At 47.8% G+C, this 15,124-nt stretch carries 17 protein-coding genes and 2 pseudogenes; 14 read left to right on the forward strand and 5 right to left on the reverse strand.

What is annotated here, in order from left to right; all coding sequences use genetic code 11:
* Window positions 1-114: 114 nt before the first annotated feature.
* Window positions 115-411 carry a hypothetical protein gene (locus BUB55_RS05650; RefSeq protein ID WP_143152926.1) on the reverse strand — a complete coding sequence of 99 codons (297 nt, stop codon included), beginning with the start codon at window positions 409-411 and terminating at the stop codon, window positions 115-117.
* 59 nt (window positions 412-470) lie between these two features.
* Entirely contained in the window at window positions 471-1,160 is a 690-nt protein-coding gene (locus BUB55_RS05655) for a hypothetical protein (RefSeq protein WP_073188990.1), read from the reverse strand.
* 178 nt (window positions 1,161-1,338) lie between these two features.
* Here BUB55_RS05655 and BUB55_RS05660 point away from each other — a divergent pair.
* From BUB55_RS05660 to BUB55_RS05690, 8 genes and pseudogenes are all read left to right on the forward strand, one after another.
* Window positions 1,339-1,839 (forward strand): annotated as a pseudogene (locus tag BUB55_RS05660) (type II toxin-antitoxin system death-on-curing family toxin); the annotation flags it as partial.
* 2 nt (window positions 1,840-1,841) lie between these two features.
* Window positions 1,842-2,567, forward strand: a complete 726-nt coding sequence (locus tag BUB55_RS05665) for a metallophosphoesterase family protein (RefSeq protein ID WP_073188992.1) — start codon at window positions 1,842-1,844, stop codon at window positions 2,565-2,567.
* Between the two features lie 56 nt (window positions 2,568-2,623).
* Entirely contained in the window at window positions 2,624-3,607 is a 984-nt protein-coding gene (locus BUB55_RS05670) for a hypothetical protein (RefSeq protein WP_073188994.1), read from the forward strand.
* A gap of 114 nt (window positions 3,608-3,721) precedes the next feature.
* Complete coding sequence (locus tag BUB55_RS05675) at window positions 3,722-4,441, forward strand: hypothetical protein (protein WP_143152927.1); 720 nt, start codon at window positions 3,722-3,724, stop codon at window positions 4,439-4,441.
* Between the two features lie 14 nt (window positions 4,442-4,455).
* A complete protein-coding gene (locus BUB55_RS14560; RefSeq protein ID WP_234971818.1) occupies window positions 4,456-5,361 on the forward strand; it encodes a hypothetical protein in 906 nt (301 codons plus the stop codon).
* Window positions 5,358-6,752, forward strand: a complete 1,395-nt coding sequence (locus BUB55_RS14565; RefSeq protein WP_234971824.1) for an AAA family ATPase — start codon at window positions 5,358-5,360, stop codon at window positions 6,750-6,752. The genes BUB55_RS14560 and BUB55_RS14565 overlap by 4 nt, the downstream gene beginning before the upstream one ends.
* Window positions 6,753-6,850: 98 nt before the next feature.
* Window positions 6,851-7,867 carry a helix-turn-helix transcriptional regulator gene (locus BUB55_RS05685; RefSeq protein WP_073188998.1) on the forward strand — a complete coding sequence of 339 codons (1,017 nt, stop codon included), beginning with the start codon at window positions 6,851-6,853 and terminating at the stop codon, window positions 7,865-7,867.
* Window positions 7,860-8,081, forward strand: coding sequence for a hypothetical protein (locus tag BUB55_RS05690; RefSeq protein ID WP_073189000.1), 222 nt, complete (start codon window positions 7,860-7,862; stop codon window positions 8,079-8,081). The genes BUB55_RS05685 and BUB55_RS05690 overlap by 8 nt, the downstream gene beginning before the upstream one ends.
* A gap of 171 nt (window positions 8,082-8,252) precedes the next feature.
* On the opposite strand, the pseudogene dinD reads toward BUB55_RS05690, so the two are convergent.
* Window positions 8,253-8,423 (reverse strand): annotated as a pseudogene (gene dinD, locus BUB55_RS14740) (DNA damage-inducible protein D); the annotation flags it as partial.
* 11 nt (window positions 8,424-8,434) lie between these two features.
* On the opposite strand from dinD, the gene BUB55_RS05700 reads away from it, so the two are divergent.
* Complete coding sequence (locus BUB55_RS05700) at window positions 8,435-9,043, forward strand: C-terminal helicase domain-containing protein (protein ID WP_073189004.1); 609 nt, start codon at window positions 8,435-8,437, stop codon at window positions 9,041-9,043.
* 54 nt (window positions 9,044-9,097) lie between these two features.
* Here BUB55_RS05700 and BUB55_RS05705 read toward each other — a convergent pair whose 3' ends face one another.
* Window positions 9,098-9,283: a hypothetical protein gene (locus BUB55_RS05705; RefSeq protein ID WP_073189006.1), complete on the reverse strand. Its 186-nt coding sequence runs from the start codon at window positions 9,281-9,283 to the stop codon at window positions 9,098-9,100.
* A 62-nt stretch (window positions 9,284-9,345) separates the two neighbouring features.
* On the opposite strand from BUB55_RS05705, the gene BUB55_RS05710 reads away from it, so the two are divergent.
* Window positions 9,346-10,506: an NYN domain-containing protein gene (locus BUB55_RS05710; RefSeq protein WP_073189008.1), complete on the forward strand. Its 1,161-nt coding sequence runs from the start codon at window positions 9,346-9,348 to the stop codon at window positions 10,504-10,506.
* Window positions 10,507-10,643: 137 nt separating this feature from the next.
* On the opposite strand, the gene BUB55_RS05715 is transcribed toward BUB55_RS05710, so the two are convergent.
* A complete protein-coding gene (locus tag BUB55_RS05715) occupies window positions 10,644-11,447 on the reverse strand; it encodes a hypothetical protein (protein ID WP_143152928.1) in 804 nt (267 codons plus the stop codon).
* 343 nt (window positions 11,448-11,790) lie between these two features.
* On the opposite strand from BUB55_RS05715, the gene BUB55_RS05720 reads away from it, so the two are divergent.
* From BUB55_RS05720 to BUB55_RS05730, 4 genes are all read left to right on the forward strand, one after another.
* The gene (locus BUB55_RS05720) at window positions 11,791-13,200 is read left to right on the forward strand and encodes an RNA-binding domain-containing protein (RefSeq protein ID WP_073189012.1); all 1,410 of its coding nucleotides are present in this window, start codon (window positions 11,791-11,793) and stop codon (window positions 13,198-13,200) included.
* Between the two features lie 553 nt (window positions 13,201-13,753).
* Complete coding sequence (locus tag BUB55_RS13975) at window positions 13,754-13,996, forward strand: DUF4258 domain-containing protein (RefSeq protein ID WP_143152929.1); 243 nt, start codon at window positions 13,754-13,756, stop codon at window positions 13,994-13,996.
* Window positions 13,962-14,297, forward strand: a complete 336-nt coding sequence (locus BUB55_RS05725; RefSeq protein WP_073189014.1) for a CopG family antitoxin — start codon at window positions 13,962-13,964, stop codon at window positions 14,295-14,297. The genes BUB55_RS13975 and BUB55_RS05725 overlap by 35 nt, the downstream gene beginning before the upstream one ends.
* 41 nt (window positions 14,298-14,338) lie before the next feature.
* Window positions 14,339-15,091: a thioredoxin family protein gene (locus BUB55_RS05730; RefSeq protein WP_083596900.1), complete on the forward strand. Its 753-nt coding sequence runs from the start codon at window positions 14,339-14,341 to the stop codon at window positions 15,089-15,091.
* Window positions 15,092-15,124: the final 33 nt, after the last annotated feature.

A 15,124-nucleotide genomic window follows, 5' to 3' on the forward strand; every position in this document is an offset into this window, starting at 1 on the left:
TGAAACGGGAACTGGAAAAGAGCAGAAAGAAAGGAAATGTAGCCTAAATCTGATGTTGGAACAAACTATTTTTGCGAAAAACCCTTGACACTACCTGTTTTTATGGAGGACGGTTTAAATTTTCTTGCGGTGAAAAAAATTCCACCTGATTTTAATTGTCTTTACATGTTCGTATAAAAGATCATCAATATTCCACCAAATACGGCTCCATTCTTTAGCGGTGAGTTGGCGACGTGTATCTGGAACGCCATCACATTCGCTAGGGGTTATGCCCGTGCAGGTAAAGAGATTCTCCGGCTCGGTTTTGGACAATCTGTCAAATAGCATTGTCATGGCGCTTACATAGTTTCTACGGGTTTCCCATAACGCCACCGTGACTTGCCAATATCTATATTCTAAATCATAGTTCATAGTAAACCTCCTGAAAAAGAAAATAGATACGTAATGCGACAAATGTTGTCGTTCTATCACTATTTTTTCAAAGCTTTACCTAAAATAAACATTATTTCATTTAGCATTAGAAAACAAAGTTCTTTATCTTCACATTTACAATTTCGTATAACGCTCTTATAGCATTTAATGTATTTGTCGTAAACATCATATGAAGGATCCCTGCCTTCATTGTATTCAATATCCTTTGAAAAACAAAATGCTCGCAAAGAATGTTGATCTATAATTGGCTCAATATTTTCGTAATTTGGTTCGTCGTTATGATTTTCATCAGATAATGTTTTCAAAAAACGTCCGAATTGAGGAAACACTGTTGGTATAATCTCATTCTTTTTTATGCCATCAAGTATCCGTTGCTCTTTTCCAAAATCGCCTTGTTTCCAAAGGATAGATATTAAAAACATTTCTAACGGAGAGTATTTGCTAGTGATTTCTTCAGGATTAATATTCAACTCAGATGGGCTAGAAATTTTAAAATACCTAAAGAAATTCTTTTCTGTTTTTTCTCCATTATCATCGAAGTCTACAAAAAATTTATATGATTTTTTGAATTTTTCAAAAAGATTATTTAATGGTTTGTCTTTTTTTATTTCGTTAATAATATCTATTAATTTTTCATCGGTTATTTCGTTTTCACCTTTAAAATGTGATCTTAACAGTTCTTCAGCTTTTCTTTTAGTTTCTGCCTTTTCCTTTTCTTTATCCGTCATACGTCCTCTTTTTTGAACATTTGTTTCATAAATATACCCTCAAAACAGCCAAATAGCACTTTTCCCCTAAAAAATGTTTTTTTGGATGTTTTAAATGTGACAGTAGTTGTCGCATAGTGAAATTATATTGCCTAACGGAGGCAATATGCAGAATGAAAAAGATATTGATACGCGGTCGTTGGTTGACGTAGTGACGGACTACGCTTTTGCGCTAGATACGTTGGACGATTACGACCATCAGCGGCTTGTGCTGCGCAAGTCGGCCAATGCGGAAAAGTTCCATGCGACATACGAAAACGCAATGGCTGCGATTCAGGAGCTCAAGGAAAAGTTCGGCGGCAGCGAGTTGTTTGCCAATGAGAAGGACGACTCGTTCAAGAGTAGCATTGGGCAGATTTACCAGACCTTCGGCGGGGTGGAACTCTATCCGAGCGTGGAACAAAAAGCGGCGATGCTCCTTTATCTCGTCACGAAAAATCATTCGTTCAGTGACGGCAACAAACGCATCGCGGCAACACTCTTCCTGTGGTTTCTGCTGAATAACGGCATCTTGTACAGGGACGACGGTTCCAAGCGAATTGCCGATGCGACGCTTGTGACTATGACGCTGATGATTGCGGAGAGCCGCCCCGAAGACATGGAAATGTTGGTGAAGGTCGTGGTGAATCTGATGAGGTGATTATGCACAACGAACGACAACTATGGATTTGCGGTGACATTCATGGCGAAATATCTGGGCTTGTCCGAAATGCGGTGAATCGCGGGATATCGTGCGCCGATATCCTGGTTGTCGGTGATTTTGGTGCTGGTTTCGGTCGCCCGAAATCGATGGATGTCGCTTATGGCAAGGTGCGTGCGGCTTTAGAGAAAAATGACATTTGCATATACACGATTCGTGGCAATCACGACGATCCTGCGTTTTTCGATGGGTTACACGATTTTGAACGGCTGCATTTTCTGCCGGACCATCGCATGGTCGAATTATGCGGCAAGAGGATTTATCCCGTTGGCGGGGCAGTTTCTGCTGATATAGATTTGGTTGACCAGTTGAGCCGCAAATCACGACGAATGATAAACGATTCCTTAATCAAGTTCGGCTCTTATAAGCGTGTGTGGTGGCCAGATGAGGCGCCCACGCAAATTACCGAGGGGCTCCCCACGGTCGTTGATATTGTGGTGTCGCACGAGGCGCCGCTTTCATTTGACCCGCCCCTTGTACAGGCGGATTATGTGCGAGATGAAACCTGGCTAAAAATTGTCGAATCTCGCAAGTATCTGGATTATGTTCTCTCACAAGTCAAGTCGAGCTTATGGTTTTACGGGCATTATCACTGCCATTTTGAGGGTAGTTACCAAAATACGCTTTATCGCTGCTTGGATATCGCGGAAATGACACGGGTTGTTTGATTTATTGCTGGTTGTGATTATATTTATAAGGGAATTAAAACGACAAGGAGGCCTGTATGGCTGACGAAAATGAGTTTGATGAAAGAATCTATGATATTCTGTTGAAAACATTTGAAAAAGAATTAAATGCGGGGCTTGAGGGGTATTATGTATGGAATTTTGAGTTGGCCCTGAAAAAACTAGATAATCCTATTTTCGAAATGATTAATGAAAAAATTAACCAAGTGAATTCAATTCCTTGCAAAACAATAGCATTGAAGCAAAAATTGAAAGATGTTATGCTAAAAGACATTATCGCTCAAAATGAGATTGGAAACGAAGAATCTTGGAATCTGTATTCGAAATTTGTCAAGTGGGTTGTTGTATATTGGGGTGGAATAAGTTTTGATGTAAGTAAGAATAAAGACAAACTGTGCAAATTGTGGAAAAGAATCAAAACAGATGGAAATGGAGATGACTATACTGATATTATTGGATTTGAAGATATATCTTCCCTTTCTAAAGTGGCTTCATTTTTGGACGAGGAAAAATATGCAGTGTATGACTCGCGTGTTGCATTCTCTTTAAATTGGCTTTTATTCATTAATGGATTGCACTGCAAAGATGAAAAATATGGAAAAATGAAATTTTTCCGTCAACCTGGCGAGGGGCAAGAGCGAAATTCTGATATGAAAGAGCATCGTCAATTGCCTGTTTTTAAAAAATTTTTTTGGGAAAAGGTTGAAGGAAAAGAAATCGAAAATAATAAATTATTTTTCAAGACCTTTTATTATTGTAAAGATGAAAACTACCAAAAGTATTGTGAATTACTCGATAAAACAGTCAAATATTACAACAACCATAAGTCTGATTATCGCCAAATAGGAAAAAAACAAATAACTATTAGTGAACTGGAAATGTGTTTGTTCTCAATAGCTGCAAAGAATAAGAAAATAAAAGAATTGTGTAAATATGATGAAAATGGTTATATAACCAATGATATGGATCGATTACAGCTGGAAAAAACTTCAAAGATTGCTATCAAAAGCTGTGACGACTAAAATCCAAATACTCAATCGCTTAATAATTCAGCCCCAATAGAATAAATTATTATGCGACAGTAGTTGTCGCATAGCGTGTATATATTTACATGCGGCGCTTAACAAGGAGTCGCCATGAATCGTAATATGTACATGATTGCAAGGCATACGGACTGGAAGGTTCTTGAGGATTTCTACAAGGGCGTTGAGGGCGGCTTGGAAAAACTCGAGAAGATGAAGCGGTATTGCGACGTCAAAGACGACAAGGATGCCATTGAGCCTTGGTACGCACATACAATGCGCTATGCGGAAGTGAATCGCGAATTCCTGTTTGATCGTCAAAGAAAGCTGAACGAGGAATTCATTTGGACCGAAGAAAATCTTGACAAGTTGATTCGCCTCGACCAGCACATCCGCAAACTGGAATACGAAATGTACCAGAAGTTCGTTGAGATTAAGCGGAATCTGGACGACCTCATTGCGCAGGGATTCGATGTTTACAAGGATTACCAGGTTACTGGCGAAATCAATTATGATATAATGTTCATCGATGACGATGAACATGAGCAAAAATATGACTGGCTATGCAGTATGCTGGAAGATTATGCGGACATGCATGCACTCGATTGGTTCTCCTTTGGCGATGGGGAAGAACCGGAAGATCCGCGTGATAACGAGAACAGTGTTTTCGAAGCCTGGGGAAATTGGCTGAACTACGATTACTTCGTAAAAAACGGAATGACGATATTCCTGAGCCACTTGATGGATGACCTTCACCATAGTCTCTATTCGTATAGCGACATCGTAAATATGGACCTGAGGTGCTTTTACCTCAATTATGACATTTCACTTTAGACATATGCAAAGTTATGAGAAAGAATTATTTTAAGGGTGTACTGGGCTCGCTCCGTTCCGGCCGCTACGACAAGAAAATCTCACTGAATTTCGTGACGCTCAAGAGTTACGAATACTGGATCCGCATGATGCGCACCTCCAAGAGCATGCCGGATGCGGATGACTGCATCGCGATTTTCACGAAGGAGGCCGCTTCGCGCGTGCTGAAGGACATCTCGGAGCACTTCGAGAAGCTCAACGCCGAAGAGGACTGCATCACCGGCGCCGCCAGGAAGCGGTTCGTGAAGGAGGTGAACGGGAGTTACGCCGGAAAGAGGCTCCGCTGCGACGAAAGCAGCGAGGAGACGAGCGTTGCTTACCAGAGGCGCCAAATGGCGGTGGTGCGTTTCAACGATGTAATCGACAGGTCGTGTTCCGTCAAGGAGATTGCCGATTTCGTGCACAACTACCTGTGCGGCGAGGGCATTTTCGACACCTCCTCGCAGAAGGTGTTTTACGAGAGCGTTGCCCGCGAGCTCGAGAAGGTTCTCGAGGAGAATTGCGGCGTGGATGACGGGTATTTCCGCCGCCTGAACATTGTGCAGAACGCGTTCAACCTGAGCGACGACGAGATGGAAATCGTGCTGTTCTCGTGGATTTTCTTCAACAAGGAACAGTGCAGTTCGCTCCTGGACATGATTGGTTCCCGCAGCTTTATCCGGATGTGGATTTCGAGAACCTGGTCTCGAACAAGGGCACCCTCAAGCAGATGGGCATCCTGGACGAGAACCTCGATATTTCCAAGCGAATCGGGATGTTCCTGGACGGGCATTCGGGCAACGACCTGGATAGCCTCTACTTCAGGGTTTACGAGGGCAGTTGCGTGCCCTACAAGAAACTCTGTCGCAAGGACCCGAAGGTGGAAATGGCTTTCGACATGATCAAGCACGCGAAGGTGGGCGAGGGTCTGAACATTTTCTTCTACGGGGTCGAGGGAACCGGCAAGACTGAACTCGCGAAGGCGATTGCGAAGGAACTCAAGCGCCCGCTGGTGCTCACCAACATCAGTACCGAGGGCGTGCATCGCGACAGCAAGGAAAACTGGGTGGTGCGTAGCCGCATGGGGAGTATATTGTATGCCGCCACCAAGTACCAGAAGAAGAAGGCGATTCTCCTGGTGGATGAATCCGATGTGATTCTCAACTGCTGCGAGAAGGGTGCGCTGAACTTCTTCCTGGAACAGATCAAGATTCCGGTCATCTGGATTTCGAACAACATTCACTACATCGAGAACAGCACGCTGCGCAGGTTCGACTACTCCGTGCGTTTCGAACGCCCCGATGTCGAAAAGCGCGAACAGGTGTGGCAGTCCGTGGTGAGCGAACAGGGTGCAGGCGCGATTATCTCGGAAGAGGAACTGAAGCGCTTTGCTTCGGAGTTCCAGATTACGGCGGGCGGCATTACGCAGGCGATTGCGGGCACCAAGAAGCTCCTGGAATCGGGCTGCAAGGTGGACCCGCTGGAGAGCATCCGCACCATCGCGGAGGCGCAGGCGAACCTGCTGAACCTGGATATGGAATACGCGAGTCGCGACAAGGAAAGCCGTGCGCCGCGCTACCTGCTCGATGCCATCAACACCGACGCGGACATGCCGAAAATCCTGAAAGTGATGAGCGCGTTCGACGCGAAGTGGAAGGACATGCAGAAGGGCGACCGTGCCGACAGCTTGAACATGCTCCTGTACGGTGCGCCCGGTACCGGCAAGACTGAATTCGCGAAGCATATCGCCCGCACTCTCGACCGCAAGCTCATCATCAAGAAGGCGAGCGACTTGCTCGATTGCTATGTGGGGAATACCGAAAAGCTCATCCGCAAGATGTTCAAGGAAGCCGAAGAGAAGAAGGCGATTCTCTTCCTGGACGAGGCGGACAGCATGATCCGAGACCGTAGCGGTGCAGCCCGCAGCTGGGAGGTGACGCAGGTGAACGAGATGCTCACGCAGATGGAGAACTTCAAAGGAATCTTCATCGCGGCGATGAACTTCGAAGGGGAACTTGATACGGCGTCGCGCAGGCGTTTTGCCCTGAAGGTAAAGTTCGGCTACCTGAAGCCCGAAGGCATCGAGGCCCTGTGGAAGGGTTTCTTCCCGAAGGTCGAAATGCCCGAGGCGGCGCGCAGCCTGCGCATGCTCACTCCGGGCGATTTCAACGCTGCATACGCCTCGCTCCGGTTTTACGACGAGAGCGAACTCACCGCGGAAGCAGTCCTCAACGCGCTCAAGTCGGAGCTTGCTTACAAGGATAGCCGCGAAGGGCGCACCATGGGGCTTTAAGCGCTCATTTTACGACCATATTTGTCGCATAAGGGAACTATTTGCTATAAAACGGTTCCTTTTGTATATATTTATGGTATATACAACCAGGAGATTTTATGGCAGACATGACCCGTGGAGAAAGGACTGTGCAGCTCTTTGCGAAGGTGATTTCGAACCCTGACAAGAAATTCACCGTGAGCGACCTGATGGCATCTTTCAACATTCCCGACGAGGAAAGGCGCAACGTGCAGCGCGACATGCGTTTTTTGTCGGAGATGGACGGTGGTCGCTACATTGCGGTAGAAACCGAGGGCCGCACGGCGGTCTACCGTTCTGCGCTCCACAACGCGGAACGCCTGCTGTTCCCGAACTTCGAGAACACCATGCTGCATTTCGTGTTCCTCAAGCGCATCGCGAACATTTACCCCGCGACAAGCGAAATCATTACGCAGCTCCTGGAACGTATCGAGAAAAGCCTGCCAACCCGCGAGCAGAAATCGCTCCGGCAGCTCGGCGACGACCTGAATACGAAAATTCTGTTCATGGGAACGCCGCCCGATATCGAGGAAGATGCGAGCGAAAAGATTCGCCTTATTCTGCAGGCTATCCACGATCACCGCAAAATTGAAGTGGCCTACCGCGATTCCGCAAATTCAGAGAAGGTGTCCAAGCGCATCCCGCTGATGATTATCATTTACGAGGGCGAACTCTATGTGGGCTGCCAGTCCGAAAGGCACGCGGGCGACACGTATACGCTCAAGTTCAGACGCATGAAGAGCGTAAAACTCTCGAAACAGACGTTTGTCGAAGACCCGAAGGTTGTGGACAAGCTGCGCAGGCAGGTGACATCGGGTGCCGCTTTCATGAGCGGGCAGGAACCGAAACTCCAGGATATCGAAATCGAGTTCGAGAGCCGTGCGCGCCTCTACCTCGAGGAGAACCCGTTCAACCGCTCCATGAAAATCGGCAAGACGAAGAACGGGAAAATCAACGTGAAGCTCAAGGCCGAGGTAAACCAGCTCCTGTTCAACTGGGTCGTATCGTTCTCAAACGTGGCGCACGTAAAAAAGCCCGCCGCGTTGCGCAGCAGGCTCAAGGAATTTGCGGAATACTTGACAGAAACGTATGGGTAAATTCATCCAAATTCGCTACGCCGACGACCCCGAAAGTGACGCACCCTACTTCCTCTGCAAGGAACTGCAAGAAGGATTCCTCGACGGAATCACCGGCAGTTACCGCGACCCCGAACCGTACTTTGTCGCCATGCGCAACCCCGAGGCGTTCGAGAAGTACGATAAGGAATTCCCGCCGAAGGAAAAGCTCGAATTGCCTGGGCAATTGTTCTAGATAAAGTGAATTAGAATCAAAAGTGGTATGTGCAAATTTTGCACATACCATTTCTAATTTGACCTTTTATTTCCTCGCTACTCTTTTCAAGCGTTCTTTCTTCAACAATTTCGCACTTTTTTCTGGAGTGGGGAGATTTTCGGGCATCGTTCCGCCAAGTTCGGCTATCGTCTGACGGGTCTTTACAGCAAAATACGTTTGACCGAGGGCGATTATCTCCTTGCGGGGGTCACCATTCATTTCAATCAAGTAGCAGACGTAACGGGAGAGCTTGATGTCAGCGATTTTGCGCTGGGCTCCTTTGGCAAGGTCTATCATTTTGTTGGCGTCAACAAAATGATAAACTGTTTGAATTGATTGAATCAAAATATGGTTCTGGTTCTGTTGATTACCTAAATAAGGGAGCCCGCAAAAAGATTCTTGATGCCTTCAATGACCCTCAAAGTGATTTGAGATACTTAATAGCAACAGATAAAGATTCTCAAGGAATAGACTTGCAACAATCGGAAGCATGGATTATTCATTATGAGTTGCCATGGAACCCAATCAGGGTAATTCAAAGATTTGGACGGGTATGGCGACTGAATAAGCCAAATGCAGAAAATGCAGATGATGAATTGACTCGCCCGGTTGCATTCTATATTCCTTCGACTTATTCTGCGGAGGAAGAAAAGATCAATAGACTGCAAAGACGTTGGAAGACGTTGGAAAAAGTTCTTCCTAAGCTTAGTTCAAAATGTTTACCGCCGATTAGATTTGATCTTGCTCTAGGAATTCGTGTTACGCCAAGTCCATACAAAGAATGCACTTGTTGCGGGAAAGATGGAAAGAGGAAGATGTTGTATTCAACGGAGAGTGAGGCGCTTATTGCTGCGAAGCGCCGTTCTAAAAAAAAGATTCCGCTGCGCGTTTATCAATGCCCCGATGAATGTGGATACCATCTCACGAGTAATCAGGAATAAGCGATTATCACTATCATAAGGAACCATTTTGCCAACGTCGGCAAAATGGTCTTTTTATTTCTTTCTCAGCTTCCCGCCAGCAAATACTACCAGGAGGGCGCCGGCGGCTACGCCGCCGACTTTCTTGAGGTCGCTCCAGAATTGCTTCCGCTTTGCCTTGCACTGCTCGCAAAGCTTTTCGGTGTCTTCGGGCTTGTCGCAGCCGCACTTTTTGCAGGTTTTCCAGAGTTTCTGAGTCATAGTTGGCCTCTCGTTCAATAGGAATATATATTTATTTCCAGGATTTAAGAGAGGTTTTGCTTATGTCGAGCCAAGTTGCCATTTTTATCGATGCGGAGAATCTGACTTCCTGGATTAAGAACGGGGGTGTGGAGTCGCTTATGGAAGAACTTCTCCCGCTGGGGCAGATTGTCGTCCGCAAGGCTTACGGCAAATGGTCTACGACGCAGCTTGCGCCCTTGCAGTCCGTATTGAACGATAACGGATTCGAACTGGTGCATACTTTCCACCCTGTCAGCGGCAAGAATTCCACGGATATCAAGATGACCGTGGACACCATGGAGGTTGCCATCGAATCCCGGGCCCAGTGGATTGTCCTTGCGACGGGGGATTCCGACTTTTCCCCGTTGTTCCGCAAGTTGCGCGAGCAGGGCAAGGACGTTATTGGCGTGGGCCCCAAGTCGCCACTCAGCGAATGCGTCAAGAATTCCTGTTCCAGGTACATCTATACGGACAATGCCGAAGAGCAGTCCGACGAGACCGAGCGCAACAACATGCTGGTTTCCGAAAAGATTGACTTTATCGAGATTCTCAGGTCGGTGTTGCAGGGCGAGGACGCGCCTATCCATCTTTCCGCATTGATGCCCAAGATGCTGGAACGCGACAACGCCTTCAGCGTGAAGCGTCTTGGTTTCAAGACTTTCAAGGAATTTGTCAGCTCTGTCGATTTTGCCGAGGTCAAGGACGATGGCAACGGCACGATCATGGTATCGCTGTCGAAAAAGAAGGTCGCTGTACAGGAAGATGCCCAGATGGTGCTTGCGAAGGCGCTGAAGAAAAAGAGCTGGGACGTTTTATCGAAAGGGATTCTCCGCAAGATATATAGGCTAGCTTGCGACAAGACGGCGCTGAAGCCGATGAGCAAACAGGATTTGGTGCAGGAAATCGCTTCGGAGAACTTGGCAGGAACTACCAATGGCATTATCAGTCGCGCCTTGGGAATTTTCCTAAAGGCTGAGCTTGCGACGGTTAGTGCTTCTGGAGCTGAAAGGCAATGGACGTTTGAAAATACAAACCAGTATTGGCTAAAGATTGACAAGGCCTTGCTTGATAGGCTTTCGGCCGGGCTCAAGGAGTCCGGAATTTCTGCGAAGGTTTCGGATGTGAAGTCCTTGCTTTACGGAAAGTATTCCGACGAGGATTTGGAGAGTCTTTTCGCGCAGTATCGAGACGTAATATCCTGAGATGCGTTAGGGATGGTTACCCGCAAGGGCCGAGACTACAGGCTCGGTGAGCCTTGCCGCGCAAGGCGAGTACAGCCCGGCCCCGGCCCTAGATCCTTCGACTTCGCTCAGGATGACACTAGGCCGGGGAACGCCCGTTAGAACGGGATGAAGTTGTCGGGGTTCGGGAGGAAGCTTTCGGGGTTTTCTGATCTCTTGGTTTGCTTGAGCGCCTGGCGGAGTTTGGCGGCGAGCCGCTTGGGTACGGGCAGCGAGGGCGGCAGAACGTCGACGGTTTGGGGCTGGTCGGTGTAGATGCGGAAGATGTCTGCCTCCAGGGGGTTGAGGATGGCGACCACGTAGTGGTCGTCGAGGATGTCCGGGTAGCTGTACGGGGTGTTGTCGCCGAGGGGCCCGCGGAGGGTGTCCCAGATGGGCCATATCTGCTCCCTGGTGGGTGGCGTTATCCAGACGATGGCGAGTTCCACGAATTCGTCGCTCGCGACTTCCACGATGTCGCCTTCCTTGAAGGGGATGGTCCCGGGGTCCCTGCCGTAAAAGCCGGTGTCGCCCAGTTCCATGTCCTTGCCGTCGCAGTGGGATACGCCCGAGGTGGTGCATTCCTGCCAGAGGGTGCCGTCTTTCAGGTAGCGCCTGGTGGATATGTCGCGCATGCCCGAGGTGTGGTGGCCGAGGGGCCGTTCGCTCACGACAAAGCCGTAGAGGTCCCGGTAGCCCTGCGCGGCGATTTGCCCGATGTGCGCTTCGGCTTCGGCGAGTGTCTCGAAGTAGCCGGCGTCTGTCCCGCAGATGTTGAATCCGGGCTTGTTGCGGTAATCTTCGGGGCGTCCGTCCTCGTCGAGGCGGTACGCGGGTTTTGACAGGCTGACGATTTGGTATGCCTGCAGCTTGAAGATGGTCTTGAAGTTTTCCTTGCCTACGCGGGTGGCTCTTATGCCCATGACGGCCTCCTTGTCTATATGAAATATAATCTCCAACTGCGACAAATAATGACATATATGGAGGAAAATTTATTCCGACATTAATCCGAAATTAATCCGACATTATTCCGACATCGTTGGTTAAGTAGTCAAAATTTTGCGGTCGAAATTTTCGACCGCAAAATTCTCCGCTTTGTAAAATTTTTTCCTAACCCTTGCCACATCTGTCGATTTTAGGTACATTAACGCCCGACGCATCTCGCTGTTTTAAGGCGAGGTGCGTTTTTGTTTTAACCGGCTTTTCGGTTTTGCAAGAACGCCTCTAACATCAATCGGCCACAATTTATGGCCAAATGGAGGCTGTATGAAAGTCAAGAAAATTGATAAAGACGAAAAGCACGACCTTGAGTTCAAACAGAACTGGCGTGATGAATATCTCAAGTGGATTTGCGCGTTTGCCAATACGCATGGTGGCTCGCTTTATATAGGTGTAAAGGATAATGGCGAAATTTGCGGAGTGAAGGATTACCGCAAGCTTTCGGAAGATATTCCGAACAAGATTTTGCAAGCCATGGGCTTGATTTGCGAAGTGAACCTTCTTGACGAAGGTGGAAAGAAGTATTTTCGAATCGATGTGGAGAAATATCCGTTCCCGGTCAGTTATCATGGAAAATATTATAAGCGGAGCGGTTCAACGACGCAAGAGGTTGTGGACAATGAATTGGACAAGATGATTCTTGCCGTGCAGGGGCGCACGTGGGATAGTGTTCCTGTGCCGCATGTGGATGTTGCAGACTTGGATAATGATTCTATCAAGCTTTTCAAGAAAATGGCGCTTGACCATAATCGTCTTGATAGCAAGGCGCTGGATGTTCCAACGGATGTTCTCTTGAGAAACTTGCGGTTGTTTGAGAATGATTATTTGACGAGGGCGGCTGTCATGTGCTTTCACCCGGATCCCGAAAAGTGGGTCATGTGCGCTTATACAAAAATTGGGTTCTTCGCCGATAACGATGCAGACATTATTTATCAGGATGAGGTTCATGGTTCGCTTGTGATGCAGGTTGAAAAGACGATGGATCTCATCTATACGAAGTACATGAAGGCTCTCATCAGCTATGACGGCATTCATCGCAAAGAAACATTCTTTTTCCCGAAGGAGGCATTCCGTGAGTTACTTTTGAATGCTGTGATTCATCGTGATTATACTAGGCCCACGCCAATTCAGATTCGCGTTTATGCTCACAAGATTCGCATTTGGAATATCGGAAAGATGCCCGTTGATGTTCCTGTCGAAAAATTGTTCAAGCCGCATTCGTCGGAACCGCGCAATCCGAATATTGCAAATGTGTTCTTTAAGGCGGGTTATGTCGAAAGCTGGGGTCGCGGCTACAAGAACATCACCGACGTCTGCAAGCTTCGCAAGGCAAAATTGCCTATTCCCGAAGAGAATTCTGGCGGTCTGGTGGTGGAATGCCCGCCGAGCAGGCAATATCTTGATGCCGAAAGGAAACAGGGGAAAATCATTCCACATGAAGATGCTGTAAACCCGACAATAAACCCGACAATAAACCCGACAATAAAACTTACGGATACGCAGCGAACCATACTTGCGGAATTATCCAAAAATCCGAGAATTACACAAATGGAATTGGCGTCGATCCTTAAGATACAGCGTTCCTCTGTAAGCGAGAGTATGTCAAAATTACAACGATTGGGCGTGTTGAAGCGTATTGGTGGTAACAAAACTGGTTATTGGGAAGTTATTTTTTAAAGGAATAACCTCAAGGAGTTCCCCATGAAAAATCGTTTTGCACTCACGCTTATGGCAACGCTCATCTGCAGCGACGCCTGCGCATGACCATGGACGTCCCCGCCATCAAGAAGCTTCTCAAGCTTTCTGACTCGCAGGTGCCCTTGCTGAACAATCCCGTCGGCTACGCGAAGTGATTAGAATCGCTCTGTAAAATTTTCTTGCTCCCCTAGCCAGACTTCTCGATATTAGGTACATTAACGCCCGACGCATCTCGCTGTTTTAAGGCGAGGTGCGTTTTTCGTTTACAACGCAACGCGCTTCGCCTCGGCAATGGAAATAAACAAGTTTATTTCCGCTGCTCTCGGCTTGGGTGCGTTTGTTTTAACCGGTTTTTCGGTTTTGCAAGAACGCCTCTAACATCAACCGGCCGCCAAAGCGGTCAAATGGAGGCTGTATGGCTAAAAAGAACTATTCCTCGTGACTATGATGCCGTTTTTCGGTGTATTACAACATGTATTGTAACGTGTATTGACAAATATCTATACATTTTCTATAATAATGAGGACAATAGATGAATATCACAAAGCACGCTTTTGAGAGGATGCGTGAGAGAGGATTCACCGTGGAAATGCTCGGAAAGGTTCTGCGGAGAAAAGACCTGGTTCGCGATCCATCTGACAAAGAAGGTGTTTCTAAAATTATTACCGAGGTTGATAATCGATTTTGGGCATTAATTGTCTCGGACGATTTAAAAACATTGATAACCGTAAGGAGAGCTCATGAAGACGAAGTGCAAGAAGCGAGAGAAGATTAAGCTGCCCAAGGGCTTCAAGCTGGTTGACGATTTCCTTTCTAAAGAGGAAATCGAGGCGCTTGAAAATGATACTACAATGAGAGATCCGATGGTAATTACCGGCGGTCATGAGTCGGAGACGTTGGAGGAATCCATTGCGCGAATCAGCCGTGCCATTGCCGAGGCCAAGGAAGAAAAGAAGATGTATTCCATAAGGCTCAAGGTCAAGACGGTGGAATCGATCAAGCGCAAGGCTGCGGCAGCGGGCATCCCGTATCAGACTTATGTGAACGTGGTGCTCGATAATGCGGCATCTGCTTAAATGGTAAAAAGTTGTATCTTTTCGGTGTAGAAGGTAACATCATGAAAAGACTTATCGCACTTATGCTTTGCATTATGGCCGTGGCGACGTTCGCGGCCGAAGACATCAAGATTGTCAAGGTGAACGACGCTAACTTCGAGAAAGAGGTTCTGCAGTCCAAGAAGCCGGTCATCCTGGATATCACTTCCACGAGCTGCCCGCCGTGCCTCATCATGATCCCGACACTCATCGGCATCGCGAAGAACTATCCCGACATCAAGATTGCGACGGTGGGCATTGACGAACCGGGCATCGACAAGATCAAGGCGAGCCTGCCTATCCAGGCGTTCCCGACGTTCTTCATGGTGCGCAACGGCAAGATTGTAAACCAGCTGGTGGGTGCCGTCAAGGAAGAGGAACTGCTGGCGGCCCTGCAGTACACGCCATCCAAGAAGCCCGCAGCCAAGCCGAAGAAGGTCAAGAACGCGAAGCGCAACATGGTGTGCAAGACTCCGGGGCAGTTCAACGGGCTCAAGAATCTGGTGACCATTTCGTTCGTGTTCGGCGACTACGAAATCGAGAATGTTGACATCGTGACGGACGTGTTCGTGCCGCCCGAGCTGAACGATCGGCGCGACCAGATGATGGAACACGTGCGCGCGAGCGGGAAGGGCGAGGTGGAGCCCACCATGACGGGTTTCCGCATCCATATCGACAACAACTGCCGATTCATGAAGGCGATGGACATGAAGCGTACGTCCACTTACGGCGAGATGCGTGCGGGTCTCGAACTGCAGGGCTTTACCTGCCAGTAGTCCGGCGCGTTTTCTATTTGCGAAAAACTTCCG

Source organism: Fibrobacter sp. UWP2, assembly GCF_900141705.1.
Taxonomy (GTDB): Bacteria; Fibrobacterota; Fibrobacteria; order Fibrobacterales; family Fibrobacteraceae; genus Fibrobacter.

Coding starts and splice junctions, on each gene's coding strand:
- BUB55_RS05650 (WP_143152926.1), bottom strand. CDS start 411: ATGAACTATGATTTAGAATATAGATATTGGCAAGTCACGGTGGCGTTA.
- BUB55_RS05655 (WP_073188990.1), bottom strand. CDS start 1,160: ATGACGGATAAAGAAAAGGAAAAGGCAGAAACTAAAAGAAAAGCTGAA.
- BUB55_RS05665 (WP_073188992.1), top strand. CDS start 1,842: ATGCACAACGAACGACAACTATGGATTTGCGGTGACATTCATGGCGAA.
- BUB55_RS05670 (WP_073188994.1), top strand. CDS start 2,624: ATGGCTGACGAAAATGAGTTTGATGAAAGAATCTATGATATTCTGTTG.
- BUB55_RS05675 (WP_143152927.1), top strand. CDS start 3,722: ATGAATCGTAATATGTACATGATTGCAAGGCATACGGACTGGAAGGTT.
- BUB55_RS14560 (WP_234971818.1), top strand. CDS start 4,456: ATGAGAAAGAATTATTTTAAGGGTGTACTGGGCTCGCTCCGTTCCGGC.
- BUB55_RS14565 (WP_234971824.1), top strand. CDS start 5,358: ATGATCAAGCACGCGAAGGTGGGCGAGGGTCTGAACATTTTCTTCTAC.
- BUB55_RS05685 (WP_073188998.1), top strand. CDS start 6,851: ATGGCAGACATGACCCGTGGAGAAAGGACTGTGCAGCTCTTTGCGAAG.
- BUB55_RS05690 (WP_073189000.1), top strand. CDS start 7,860: ATGGGTAAATTCATCCAAATTCGCTACGCCGACGACCCCGAAAGTGAC.
- BUB55_RS05705 (WP_073189006.1), bottom strand. CDS start 9,283: ATGACTCAGAAACTCTGGAAAACCTGCAAAAAGTGCGGCTGCGACAAG.
- BUB55_RS05710 (WP_073189008.1), top strand. CDS start 9,346: ATGTCGAGCCAAGTTGCCATTTTTATCGATGCGGAGAATCTGACTTCC.
- BUB55_RS05715 (WP_143152928.1), bottom strand. CDS start 11,447: ATGGGCATAAGAGCCACCCGCGTAGGCAAGGAAAACTTCAAGACCATC.
- BUB55_RS05720 (WP_073189012.1), top strand. CDS start 11,791: ATGAAAGTCAAGAAAATTGATAAAGACGAAAAGCACGACCTTGAGTTC.
- BUB55_RS13975 (WP_143152929.1), top strand. CDS start 13,754: ATGAATATCACAAAGCACGCTTTTGAGAGGATGCGTGAGAGAGGATTC.
- BUB55_RS05725 (WP_073189014.1), top strand. CDS start 13,962: ATGAAGACGAAGTGCAAGAAGCGAGAGAAGATTAAGCTGCCCAAGGGC.
- BUB55_RS05730 (WP_083596900.1), top strand. CDS start 14,339: ATGAAAAGACTTATCGCACTTATGCTTTGCATTATGGCCGTGGCGACG.